At 36.5% G+C, this 12,499-nt stretch carries 15 protein-coding genes, 2 pseudogenes and 1 riboswitch; of the genes and pseudogenes, 3 read left to right on the forward strand and 14 right to left on the reverse strand.

The annotated features are described in order from the left end of the window. From RT445_RS20375 to comGA, 13 genes and pseudogenes are all read right to left on the reverse strand, one after another. Window positions 1-138, reverse strand: a pseudogene (locus RT445_RS20375) (membrane-associated protease 1); the annotation flags it as partial. A 255-nt stretch (window positions 139-393) separates the two neighbouring features. Beyond that, a pseudogene (locus RT445_RS23725) lies at window positions 394-587 on the reverse strand (hypothetical protein); the annotation flags it as partial. Between the two features lie 640 nt (window positions 588-1,227). After that, window positions 1,228-2,691 carry an aminomethyl-transferring glycine dehydrogenase subunit GcvPB gene (gcvPB, locus tag RT445_RS20380; protein WP_274793717.1) on the reverse strand — a complete coding sequence of 488 codons (1,464 nt, stop codon included), beginning with the start codon at window positions 2,689-2,691 and terminating at the stop codon, window positions 1,228-1,230. Then, window positions 2,684-4,030, reverse strand: a complete 1,347-nt coding sequence (gene gcvPA, locus RT445_RS20385) for an aminomethyl-transferring glycine dehydrogenase subunit GcvPA (RefSeq protein ID WP_274793718.1) — start codon at window positions 4,028-4,030, stop codon at window positions 2,684-2,686. The genes gcvPB and gcvPA overlap by 8 nt, the downstream gene beginning before the upstream one ends. A gap of 25 nt (window positions 4,031-4,055) precedes the next feature. Beyond that, the gene (gene gcvT, locus RT445_RS20390) at window positions 4,056-5,159 is read right to left on the reverse strand and encodes a glycine cleavage system aminomethyltransferase GcvT (RefSeq protein ID WP_274793719.1); all 1,104 of its coding nucleotides are present in this window, start codon (window positions 5,157-5,159) and stop codon (window positions 4,056-4,058) included. A 261-nt stretch (window positions 5,160-5,420) separates the two neighbouring features. After that, window positions 5,421-5,512: riboswitch (glycine riboswitch) on the reverse strand. A 144-nt stretch (window positions 5,513-5,656) separates the two neighbouring features. Beyond that, complete coding sequence (locus RT445_RS20395) at window positions 5,657-6,172, reverse strand: shikimate kinase (protein WP_274793720.1); 516 nt, start codon at window positions 6,170-6,172, stop codon at window positions 5,657-5,659. A 20-nt stretch (window positions 6,173-6,192) separates the two neighbouring features. Next, window positions 6,193-6,354 (reverse strand): hypothetical protein, encoded by a 162-nt coding sequence (locus RT445_RS20400; RefSeq protein ID WP_274793721.1) that lies wholly within the window; start codon window positions 6,352-6,354, stop codon window positions 6,193-6,195. A gap of 16 nt (window positions 6,355-6,370) precedes the next feature. Continuing rightward, window positions 6,371-6,796, reverse strand: coding sequence for a competence type IV pilus minor pilin ComGF (comGF, locus tag RT445_RS20405; protein WP_274793722.1), 426 nt, complete (start codon window positions 6,794-6,796; stop codon window positions 6,371-6,373). After that, window positions 6,789-7,106, reverse strand: coding sequence for a hypothetical protein (locus RT445_RS20410; RefSeq protein ID WP_274793723.1), 318 nt, complete (start codon window positions 7,104-7,106; stop codon window positions 6,789-6,791). Before RT445_RS20410 ends, comGF begins: the two co-directional genes overlap by 8 nt. Beyond that, entirely contained in the window at window positions 7,099-7,536 is a 438-nt protein-coding gene (gene comGD / locus RT445_RS20415) for a competence type IV pilus minor pilin ComGD (protein WP_274793724.1), read from the reverse strand. Before comGD ends, RT445_RS20410 begins: the two co-directional genes overlap by 8 nt. Further along, window positions 7,536-7,874: a competence type IV pilus major pilin ComGC gene (gene comGC / locus RT445_RS20420; RefSeq protein ID WP_274793725.1), complete on the reverse strand. Its 339-nt coding sequence runs from the start codon at window positions 7,872-7,874 to the stop codon at window positions 7,536-7,538. The genes comGD and comGC overlap by 1 nt, the downstream gene beginning before the upstream one ends. A 10-nt stretch (window positions 7,875-7,884) precedes the next feature. Beyond that, window positions 7,885-8,958, reverse strand: a complete 1,074-nt coding sequence (comGB, locus tag RT445_RS20425) for a competence type IV pilus assembly protein ComGB (protein ID WP_274793726.1) — start codon at window positions 8,956-8,958, stop codon at window positions 7,885-7,887. After that, a complete protein-coding gene (gene comGA, locus RT445_RS20430) occupies window positions 8,933-9,952 on the reverse strand; it encodes a competence type IV pilus ATPase ComGA (protein ID WP_274793727.1) in 1,020 nt (339 codons plus the stop codon). The genes comGB and comGA overlap by 26 nt, the downstream gene beginning before the upstream one ends. Window positions 9,953-10,278: 326 nt before the next feature. Here comGA and RT445_RS20435 point away from each other — a divergent pair, with 326 nt between their 5' ends. Next, on the forward strand, window positions 10,279-10,989 hold the full coding sequence (locus RT445_RS20435) for a helix-turn-helix transcriptional regulator (RefSeq protein WP_312506840.1): 711 nt from the start codon (window positions 10,279-10,281) through the stop codon (window positions 10,987-10,989). A 119-nt stretch (window positions 10,990-11,108) separates the two neighbouring features. Then, entirely contained in the window at window positions 11,109-11,351 is a 243-nt protein-coding gene (locus RT445_RS20440) for a DUF2626 family protein (RefSeq protein WP_004231035.1), read from the forward strand. Window positions 11,352-11,411: 60 nt separating this feature from the next. On the opposite strand, the gene RT445_RS20445 is transcribed toward RT445_RS20440, so the two are convergent. Continuing rightward, window positions 11,412-12,056 (reverse strand): MBL fold metallo-hydrolase, encoded by a 645-nt coding sequence (locus tag RT445_RS20445; protein WP_274793730.1) that lies wholly within the window; start codon window positions 12,054-12,056, stop codon window positions 11,412-11,414. Window positions 12,057-12,225: 169 nt separating this feature from the next. Between RT445_RS20445 and RT445_RS20450 the strand changes: the two genes are divergently transcribed. Beyond that, window positions 12,226-12,405, forward strand: coding sequence for a DUF2759 domain-containing protein (locus RT445_RS20450; RefSeq protein ID WP_274793731.1), 180 nt, complete (start codon window positions 12,226-12,228; stop codon window positions 12,403-12,405). Window positions 12,406-12,499: the final 94 nt, after the last annotated feature.

Raw genomic sequence — 12,499 nt, forward strand, 5'->3', positions numbered from 1 at the left:
AACTTTTAAAGTGGCTCCAACATCTGTAGAGCGAGCGTTAGAATCATTCGGTGTATCTGTCTCATATTCGACAGTCATGATGCTTTCTAAGCCTAATTCAATTGCTTCTGAACCTTCTACTTTTAATACAAAACCCATTTTCGTACCTCCTAAAATTTGTTGAATCATGACGTCTAACATTCTAAGGAAATCATATTAGCTACAGCTATCTTTTTCACGATGTCTTACCCGTATCGTGAAATAGCTAATTTTCCAATATTAGCAATTAGTCGCTCGATTCATATTTATGTTAAAAGATTTATACATGATAAACCTTAAACATACGACTGAAAAATTGAATAACTGTATGTTTAAACTTGTTAGGCTTTAACAGCACTTGTCCCTTTTGTAATCATTACCTTTATCATTCAGCCATTTACTTTTTTGACTGCTTGGATTATTGCTAAAGAAACGAACGATATTTTCATGCTTAAAGTCACCTGATTGGAAGCGTAAAATTCTTTCATATACGTACTCACCTGTGTTTTGTAAATAGAATCGAATCCATCCTCTTCCATCGCTAGACTTCTAGCTTTATAAATATAAACAATATATAAACATTTAAGAAAAAAATTTACAATGAAATCAATATGAGGCTAAACTATGTACTAGAAACTCTAATTTCTATTTTTATGCATTTTTTATACGAAAATCACTAATGATAGTATGTATCACAAAAGTAACTATACAACACCAAAAATTAATGTCAATATTTTCTATAGAAGATATTGTCATTAAAAACAATTTAAAGTATGTTTAGTAAAAATGTTACATAGTAATAATTATGATATTTTTTCAGTGAATAATGGAATTATCCTATTTTTTTACAAAAAAACAACTAATGGTTCAATTGCTCTTAGGCCCAAAGCTGTTTTTTAAAATAATCTTCTATATAGGAAAAATGAATAAAAAGTATTAAAAATGTAGTTATATTAGTCTTTTAGAATGAATCTACATAAGATAGTTCTTTAAGCATTTGTACTTCTTCTTCATTTACAACTTCACCCTTTTATCCTTTGTAAAGTTGCATCTAAACAAAATAATCGAATACCTTGCTCTCCTTTTATTAGTTTCTGCGCAAAAGTCGTAAAGTAGTAATCAATCACTTTTTTCTTCGGCTTTATATCTCGTCATCCTCCCTAAAAGGTGCAAAAAAACCGCTCACATGAACGTGAACGGTTTTGTAGACTATGCCTTTTGATAACGAAGCACTGGTGTACGAGCAGCGCGTGTTTCGTCTAAACGAGATACGACTGTTGTATGTGGTGCTTCTTGTACAATCGATGGATTTTCTTCTGCTTCTTTCGCAATTTGAATCATTACATCACAGAATGCATCTAACGTTTCTTTAGATTCTGTTTCAGTTGGCTCAATCATTAACGCCTCTTCCACATTTAATGGGAAGTATGTTGTTGGTGGATGGTAGCCAAAGTCTAACAGACGTTTTGCGATATCTAATGTACGAACGCCTTGTTTCTTTTGACGGCGACCAGATAACACAAATTCATGTTTACAGTGACGGTTATATGGAAGATCATAGAATGGCTCTAAACGACGCATCATGTAGTTGGCGTTTAGGACTGCATATTCTGTAACAGCTTTTAAGCCATCTGGACCCATTGTACGAATGTACGTATAAGCACGAACGTTGATACCAAAGTTACCATAGTAAGGTTTTACGCGTCCGATTGATTGTGGACGATCGTAGTCGAAGTGATATGTGCCTTCTTCAGTTCTAACTAATACTGGTTTTGGTAGGAATGGAATTAAGTCTGCTTTTACGCCTACTGGGCCGGAACCCGGACCACCGCCACCGTGTGGACCTGTAAATGTTTTGTGCAGATTTAAATGTACGCAGTCAAAGCCCATGTCGCCAGGACGTGCTTTACTCATTACGGCATTTAAGTTCGCACCATCATAGTACACTTTACCGCCTACAGAGTGAATTAGCTCTGCCATTTCAATAATGTTTTCTTCAAATAAACCAAGTGTATTCGGGTTTGTTAGCATTAAAGCAGCTGTATCAGAACCTACTACTTTACGAAGATCTTCAATATCTACTAGACCATTCTCATCCGATTTAACAGTAATTGTTTCAAAACCTGCTACTGTTGCCGATGCTGGGTTAGTACCATGTGCTGAGTCAGGAACAATGACTTTATTACGGTGTCCCTCACCATTTGCTTCATGGAATGCACGAATCATCATTAATGCTGTCCATTCACCGTGAGCACCTGCTGCTGGTTGTAATGTCACTTCATCCATTCCTGTAATTTCTACTAAAGAAGTTTGTAAATCATAGAGAAGCTCCATTGCACCTTGTGCTGTTGATTCATCCTGTAATGGGTGAACATTGGCAAAGCCTGAAAGACGTGCAACTGTTTCGTTAATTTTCGGATTGTATTTCATCGTACAAGAGCCAAGCGGATAGAAGCCAGAGTCTACTCCGTGGTTTCTCCGAGAAAGTGCCGTGTAATGACGCATAATATCAAGCTCAGACACTTCAGGTAATTCTGCCGCTTCAGCACGAACTAAGTTTGCAGGTAATAAATCTGCTAGGTCTACTTCTGGTACATCAAGTGCCTCTAAGCTATAGCCAACACGACCTTCTTTTGAAATTTCAAAAATGAGTGATTGATTTTCGTTATGCATTAAGAGCCCCCATTTCTGCAACTAGTGCATCAATTTCTTCTTTTGTGCGTAATTCAGTAACTGCTATTAGCACATGATTTTTAAGAGAGTCATAATTTTGACCTAATGGATATCCACCGATAATCCCTTTTGCAATTAAGCCTTTATTGATTTCCTTCACACATTTATTCGTTTTCACAACGATTTCGTTGAAGTGGGCACCTTGGAATGCTACTGTAAAGCCTGCTGCTTCAAAGGCATTTTTCGCATAACGTGTTTTCGCAATATTTTGTGTTGCCATTTCACGAATGCCTTGTTTACCTAGAGCTGTCATGGCTACAGAAGCTGCAAGTGCAAGAAGAGCTTGGTTCGAACAAATATTAGATGTCGCTTTATCACGACGGATATGCTGTTCACGTGCTTGTAATGTTAATACATAACCACGACGACCTTCACCATCTACTGTTTCACCAACAAGACGGCCTGGAACCTTACGCATTAATTTTGTTGTTACGGCAAAGAAACCACAGTGTGGTCCACCGAATGCTTCAGAAATACCGAAAACTTGCGCATCCCCTACACAAATATCCGCACCTAGTTTACCAGGAGGTGTTAAAATGCCTAATGCCAGTGGATTAGAAGATACCACAAACAAGCTTTTTGCTTCATGAGCAATATCCCCGATGACTTGAATATCTTCTACTTGACCAAAGAAGTTTGGATATTGAGCAATAACAGCTGCTGTGTTGTCATCAATCATCTCTTTTAATGCATCCACATCTGTCACGCCATCTTTTTGTGGAATTGTCACGATTTCGATCGATTGACCATAGGCATATGTAGCCACAACATCACGATATTCTGGGTGCACTGTTTCAGACACTAAAATTTTCTTACGACGTGTATGACCAGCTGCCAGCATACCTGCCTCTGCTAATGCTGTACCACCGTCATACATTGAAGAGTTAGCGAGATCCATACCTGTTAGCTCAGCAATCATTGTTTGGAATTCAAAGATTGCTTGTAGCTCACCTTGTGAAATCTCCGGTTGATATGGCGTATAAGCTGTATAGAACTCTGAACGAGAAATAACATGATCCACGATGACTGGTTTATAGTGGTTGTAAACGCCTGCACCTAAAAATGATACATTAGCATTTGTGTCCTTATTTTTTGCGGCAAGTGCCGTTAATTCTTTTAATAAAGCAGACTCTGATTTTGCTTCCTTAATGTCATAAAGGCCTTTAAAACGTACTTTCTCTGGAATATCCTCGAATAATTCATCTACTGAGGATACACCGATTACGTCTAACATTTCTTTTTGATCTTGCTCCGTCATTGGTAAATAACGATGTTTCATAAATGTAGGTCCCTCTTTTCAACTATTATTTTGAACGCTTGTAAAACGGTGTTTCTACTGTGATTACCTTTAAGTGCTTACCACGAATTTCGATTTCTAGCTCAGTTCCGATTGTTGCGAATTGACTGTCAATTAACGCGTGACCAACATTACGTTTAGATGAAGGAAGCTGTGTGCCCGTTGTTACTTCACCAATTTCCTTACCATCCTTCAACACTTTGTAACCATGGCGTGGAATTCCTTTATCGATCATTTCAATTCCTACCAGTTTACGAGGAAGACCATTTTCCTTTTGTGCTACTAATGCTTCGTGACCGATAAAGTCTTCTTTATTTAATTTCACAGCAAAGCCAATACCTGCCTCAAGTGGAGAAATTGTTGCTGATAGCTCTTGACCATATAGTGGGAGCCCCGCTTCAAAACGAAGTGTATCACGACAACCAAGACCTGCAGGGACAACGCCTTTATCCTGACCTGCCTCTAAAATTTTTCCCCATAGTGCTTTAATATCTTCTGGAGCACCATATAATTCAAAGCCATCTTCACCTGTGTAGCCACTACGAGAAACTAATACTTTATGGCCTGCCACTTCAACATCCTCTTGGAAGCGGAAAAATTTAATGGCACTCACATCAGTTGAAGTTAAAGATTGCAGCACTTCTTCTGCTAACGGACCTTGAAGTGCAATTTGTGCATAGGCATCTGATTGGTTATCAATCGTCACATCATATTGATGTTGATTTTCCATCATCCAATCATAGTCCTTTTCGATATTTGCTGCATTAACACATAATAAATAGTGATTGTCCGCTAATTTATAGGTTAATAAATCATCAACAACGCCACCATTTTCATAGCACATAGCTGTGTATTGTGCTTGGCCCGCCACTATTTTTGACACATCATTTGACAAAAGATTTTGTAAAAATTCTAATGCATCTGGACCAGTGACTAAAATTTCACCCATATGTGATACATCAAATAACCCTGCACGATGACGCACTGCATCATGTTCTTCCTTAATAGAAGAGAATTGAACAGGCAATTCCCATCCACCGAAGTCAACCGTTTTCGCACCGTACTTCGCATATTCTTCAAATAGAGGTGTACGTTTTAATTCGTTCGCCATTCTTTTTTGCCCCCTTATTGTTAATTACATTTTTACTAGTAGTAGTTCGTCTGCTTTTTGTAGTAGTACAGTCCATGCGCTTTCTTGCTCGCATATATACTTGTAGACATAAAAAAAGACAGACGAACCCCTTTTCGGGATTCTCTGTCCTTGCACCTGAAAGTTACACCAGACTAGCTCGCAATGCTTTTACCATTGCCAATTAGTCGGCTTTCCCCTTTGGTGGCTGTTATTGTTATACTACAGCTCTCTCCAGAGTTGCGTCTTGTACGAGTCCTTTTACCTGAGAGATTCATAGCCATTACTACTTGCTCCTTCGGTGGCGTCTATACGCGCTCTCCCCGCACAATCATCCGCCCAAGATAGATCTTGGTACTATTTAGTATTCAATGAACATTTAGTTACTTATTTGTCTATATCCTAACATTAAATGCATTGAAAAGGCAATCATTTTTTAAAAGATAATAAAATACGAACATTATTTTAATAAAATTGTATTATCGTTCGTTTTTTAATCTTTTCACTTGAAATACTAAATACTCTAGAATTTGGCGAATCGTTCTGCCTTCTGTCAGTACTTGGATATGTCCTGCATCACGATAAAACTTTCTTCTGTAATGATACAGACTTTCTAATTCTTCCTTTGTTGAGCTCTGTACAATGGGTCTGTTTGGATCATGCTGTATTCGTTTATAAATATCTTCAAAAGACGCATCTAGAAAAAATACTAATCCACTACGTCTCATAATTTTTCGATTTTCAGCATTTATGGCAACGCCACCACCTGTGGAAATAATACATGCCTCATTTCGGAAATTTTTTAAAAATTCTGTTTCTATTTCCCGAAAGCGGGCCTCTCCGTATTTTTCAAAAATCTGTGGAATTGTCATCCCCTGCTGACGCACGATCTCATGATCCATATCATAATATGGCATCTTTAATAAATAGCTTAAACGTCTTCCTAACGCACTCTTTCCACTACCCATAAACCCAACTAAATATATTTTTCGCAATTCGAATCACCTTCTTATAACTACGATTCTACACTGTCTGACAAAATTTGTCCTAATAAATTTATCGTAGCTCGAACATTCAATTTTTCTAGCCCATCATATGTTCGTAACTGCATTTCATAAGACATACAATACGCAAGAACAAAAGTAGTTACAAAAAATAATAATGCAATTGCGATCAAAAAAATAGCCCCTCTGTCATTTTTCAATAATTGGCACATAGAAGCTCCGCTCCTTTTGAACACCACTAGCCATTTCGACAGCTACTGTCAGCATATTTTCTGTATAGTTAAATTGACATCGATTGAGTCCTATTAGCATAGGAACATGTCCACCGTTTACTTGTTCACGAATAATATTCGAATAACAATCAATATGATGCAGTGTATTTGCTGTTTGAAAAGTCATTCTTTTGTAATCTGCACGAACTGAAAATGTAGAAACATCTTGTAGAGCATGATTTAAATCAGAGACAAATAGTTCCCATTTTGTTTGTTCATCCGATAACACCGTTGATTTCATTTCAGCAAACCATAATATGACGAGGACAAAAAGATGAGAAATTAGCACAAAAACAACTAATTGAAACATGGCTTCTAATAATGTATAGCCCTTGTCATCCATGAGCTTCACCATTGACGTTGATACATTTTTGACGTAGCTCACGTGTATTTTGAAATCGAACACAAACGTCCTGTCCATCAAATATCCAATGGTAATCAACTTGTTCAATCGTTCTAGTGCCTTCTGTTTGTTGCTTTGCTTGATATTGTTTTATGCCCTCATAGGCAGTTTCAGCTGCAATCACCTCTAGTTTTTTATTCAGTAGATTTGTCTTCATTGTATAGGTAATGGGTAATAATGATGTGCAAAGTAATGTAAAAATACCCATAGCTAAAATAGTTTCCGCAAATGAATAGCCTGACTCATTCAATCCTAGCTCTCCCTCTCCCTATCGTTATGATTACTTTTTTCTTTCCCCAAGATGTTTTAAAGGCAATGGTGCCGGCTGACATAACGTTCCCATTGTAATTATAAATAAGTGTATGAATCGAACTCTCTGCAGGTAAAAACTCAACCCCTTTAGGAAAAGGACGTTCATATAAAGTCGTATAAAAATCTTTTTGAATGACATAACGATTCGTTGAACTTTCCATTTTCAAGGCGATATATTGGCGTTGGCTCATGCTGTACGTCTGTATATATTGAATATCGAGTTGCATTTGCGTAAAAAATCGTTCTAATTCCTTCATTTCCGCTAATTTGAATGAAAATTTACTAACGATCGCTGTTAAACTCATGATAAGAAATAAGACAATAAGGATCTCGAGAAGCGTAAAACCACCATTTTTATTACCGATCATCAGCTATTAGACCCAGTCTCCAAGCTAGCATTAGCTGGACGCACCTCTCCGTCACTTGTAATCTTAATTTCCTCTTTATTCGGGCATGTCGTTTCATTTTCTTTTAAATAACCTTCTGCAACTAAATCGTCTAATGTAGGATAGGCCATAAAATCTACACGATAGGCCTCTACCTGACCTTGCACCATAGAGATATAAGCTGCACAGCCCTTCTTATCTATTGTGGCAAAATGCTTTGTAACATTTGGAATAGTAATCAGAATAAGGATCGATATGATTAATAAGACAATTAGCATTTCGATTAAAGTGAAACCAGCTTGCCGATTGATACGTTTCATTTTTTTCCTCCTAAACTAATTCAATCATATGATAGATTGGTAATAATAAACTGACATAGGCTGCGACAATACATATAGCAATGAGGATAAAGAAGGTTGGTTGCACAAACGCTAGTATTTTTTGCAAAAGTTGCTCTTGTTTTTCCATTAATAATTCACTGTACAATACTAATTCTTTTCCTAAATAACCGCTTTGCTCGCCGTGCTCTACAAAAACCGGGAAATCCTTCTGGAAAACAGCCATCACGATAACCGCTTGTGTTAAGGACTCACCAAAAATGACTCTTTCTTTAATACGTTGCGAAAGAATTTGAAGAAAAGGTTGTAGTTGTTGATCCTCAAGCAATTGGAGACTTGCTTGTAATGAAAATCCACTTTGCAGCAAACTTCCTAAATAAGCAGCAAATTGTCTTGTCAAAGCTAACCTGATATAAAATTGAATGAAGGGAATTTTTAATAATATTGATAGTTGGTAGGCAATGGACTGTCGTTTGAGATAGAGGTGAAAAATTAATAAGCTACCTGTTATTATGACTATCGTAAGAATGACGATATCTGGAACATGTAATAACATGTTGGATAAAGCAATACTTGATTCGCCTGATTCATTCGTTCGGCTAACAACCATCCTCTCGATATTTGGCAAGAAAATTGTTCGAAACACAAAAAATAACAATAGTAAAAATAAGATAAGTGTTACTGGATAGACAAGAAGCTTCATTAGTTTTTTCTTTGTCTTCTCACTTACCGTTATCTGCTTAGCCACACCCTGTAAAGCTTCTATCATATGGCCATTATTTTCTGCAACTGTGACTGACATTAAATAATGTTTAGCAAGCTGTAATGTTTCAAGTATCCCTGTAACACCTACTCCTTGCCTAAGTTTTTCATCAATTTGCTGCTGAATGTCCTCATGGGCCTTAATATGATGAGGTAGTAGCATTGAAATAGCTTGTGGTAATAAATAACCTTCCTGCAATAGCACACATAAACGATTAAAAAATTGTGCCTGCTCCCTTAATCTCCATTTTGTAGCTCTATTGTAATAAAACATAAATTTATCGATGTATGTTTGTAGCTGCATAACGTCTCTCCACTAGTTCTTTTTGCCCCATTAATGTGAGGTTATATGGAAGCTCATAGTTCCCCTGTTCTTTAATAGCCATAATGGCTCTTGTTAGATGTATATCATGTAAAATTTCAAAGACTGCACGTCGTTCATCATGTATAGCTGACACCTGTAAAAGTTTTTGCGCCACAATTCCGATAACGGTTTGGCGAAGTTCCTCTATTGTCACACCTAAGTCCATTAATCGATAAAGACAGCTAATTGAATCTTTTGCATGAATTGTGGAGACAACTAAATGTCCTGTTAAAGACGCTTGAATAGCAATTTTCGCTGTTTCTTTATCCCGTATTTCACCAATCATAATCACATCAGGTGAGTGGCGTAAAATGGCTTTTAATCCCGTAGCATATGTAACGCCTGCTCGCTCATTTACCTGGATCTGAAGTAGATTTGCTTGGCTATTTTCTACAGGATCTTCTAAGGAAATCACATGTCGATTTAATTCTGTTGAGCAATAGTGAAGTAAGGAATAAAGTGAAGTAGATTTGCCAGAGCCTGTTGCCCCCGTAAAAAACAAAAGACCTTGTTGGCTTTGCACAAGCTCCATTAATTGATGTGCTGCACTTTTGGAAAAACTTAAGGAAGTTAGTGGGAATGCATGATTTTGGAGAAGTAAACGGATAATTAAGCTTTCTTTTAAAAAGACGGAAGGTAATGTAGAAACACGAAAGGCGTATGGATTTTGCTCCATCGCTTTTTGAAAGGAGCCACTTTGAGGTTTTCGTCGCTCACTAATATCTAATTCCGCAAGAAATTTATAGTAGGAGATCATTCTCTCCGCAAGATCGATCGGAAGCTCGCCAGCTTGAAGAAGCTTATCATATTTTCGAAAATAGATCCGATATGTTGTATTGCTTGGAACGAGTAATAAATCGGATGCACCAAAATGATAAGCCTTTAGTAAAAGTTGCTCACATCTTTGTTCAACAACTGTTTCAAAACTCTGCATATATGCACCTCTCTTCTAGTTCATTCGAATATGACCGCTCTATTCGTTATTTCCTAGTATAAAGAGGAAAAGTGCACGAGAAAAGCCCTTTTCTGAAAATAAAAACTTGTTATACATTTTACTATCAATTATGTTTTTTGCTATAAAAGTGTGGATAAAATGCAATTTTCCACTAAAAAGGAACATAAATACATGAAAAAATTAATATTTATGCCAAAATGAATGTATCTTTTTCAATAATACAATATAATAGAATCAACATGATTATTTTCCTAACACTTGGTAGATGAACATAATTTTTATAAAAACTTAAAGAGGTGAAACACATGATCCATCCATTGAAAATTACGAGTACACTTGCTGATGAAACAAGATACTCTATTTATGAGTATATGTTGCAAGAGAAAAAAACAGTCACAGTACAACATATAGCTGATCAATTTGGTATCCATCCAAACGTTGCCAGACTTCATTTAACGAAACTTTCGGAAATCAATATTATTTCTGCTGATTATGTAAAAACAGGTAAAGGTGGAAGACCTGGACGAGTTTATAAAGCTTCAGAGAAAGGTGTATCACTAACATTTCCTAGACGTGACGAAGATCGTTTATTAAAATGGACGATTCAATTAATTCAAGATGTCGGACCATCTGCGTTAACGAAGTGTCAAGAAATTAGCTACCAAGACGGCTACCAGCAAATGAAAAATTATATCAGTGCTGAAATGACATTAAATAATTCTCTTTCCTTCGATGAAAAGCTTCAGTTATTAACTGACAATGCCGCATTAATCGGCTATATTCCACAAATTCAACAAACTGAACTTGGAAAAAAAGTGATATTCTCCATTTTTAATTGTCCATTCCAGGAGCAACTGACAGCACATTCTGAAATTGTTTGTTCATTACATGAATCCTATTTAAAAGGACAATTAGATGCTCTATTTTCTAATAATGAACTTGTGCAAGTTGAAAGTATGATACATAATTGTGATTTATGTAAATATGAAATAAACGTGACAGAAATCGATCACTAGTTTAAAAATCCATTTGTTTGTCACAAAGATCGGAGAAGTTCCAGTTTACAGACACCTTTCATATCATTTATAATGAGTAAGAGATTATTGTGTCGTGGGCAAAAGGAGGGGAAATCTTCATGGATAATATGTATAAAGTTATGGCATTCTGGACAGGTATTTTTGCCGTTATGTTCTACCTTGGTGGTATGAACGAGGTATCGCTATTATTCTTAGGTAATACAGGTTTATTCTTATTATTAGGCTTCTTAAACCTTTCAGAACGTATGTACATGTACATTTTCGGAGCATATTTAACTGTATTCTTCGCTGGCTTCACGTACTATACAACATTCATTCACGTACCTGGTGGCGGTCATTAATACAAAAAATCGCGTATCTCACTACAATTGAGATACGCTTTTTTATATGATGCGGCCTTTTTAAAATCCATTTAAAAATGGATTTGTCTCCATTTCTGCACCTACAGTCGTATAATTACCGTGTCCAGGATAGATAATAGTATCCTCTGGTAATGACAGTAATTTATTATGGATTGAATCCAATAATATTTTTGTCGATCCACCCAATAAATCTGTACGTCCGACACCTTGTTCAAATAACGTATCTCCTACAATCGCAAAACCATCTTGCTCAAAAATATAGGAAATACTACCAGGTGAATGTCCTGGTGTAAAAACAGCCTGAAAAACAAAATTACTAATTTCAAATGGCTGTTCTTCTTTGATGATGGTGTCTTGCGCTGGTGCAGCTACTCGATAATCTGGTAATGCAGCATATTTACTAGAGCCATTCTTAGTAGGATCTCCTAGCCAGCTAACTTCCTTTTCGTGAATCCATACTGGGACATCAAACACTTCACGCACAGCATCAACGGCTCCAATATGGTCAAAATGGGCATGCGTTAAAAAGATAGCTAACGGTTTTAAACCATTGCTACGGATTGTTTTAATAAGACGCTCCGCTTCCTCACCTGGATCAAATATAATACATTCTTTTTCTTTATTCGATACGATATAGCAATTCGTTTGGACCGGTCCAAGAGAATAACTTCGTACGTTCATCATAGTTATCACCTCAACTTTCTATTATACAGGCTTTGCCACAATTTGACGATAAATGTTCATAGTTTGCGCTATTTTAGTTCTCGACAAAAATAAGTAGAACGTTTACAATTAAGGAGGAATATTGTTTGCGACATTCATTTTCTGATGTCGAAAGGAGTGTCTATTTTTAATGAACTTATTAATGGTTATTTTTGGTCTAGTAGCGATTTTAGCTGTAGTTGGTACATTCCAAGCAATTAAAGAAAAGAACCTATTAAGCGTTGTTTTCAATTTATTAAGTGCTGTTGTATTTGGATGGTTCGTCATCATGACAATTGTTCACAGCGGTTACCCACCAACATTACACTAAAATTTTAGACAGAAAAAGAGCAGTCTCCACGGAGATTGCCCTTTTTTTCACTACTTATTTAATTTAAGGAATCGTTTCTTACCAATTTGTATCA

The organism is Lysinibacillus sp., from assembly GCF_032093475.1.
In the GTDB taxonomy this organism is placed as follows: domain Bacteria; phylum Bacillota; class Bacilli; order Bacillales_A; family Planococcaceae; genus Lysinibacillus; species Lysinibacillus irui.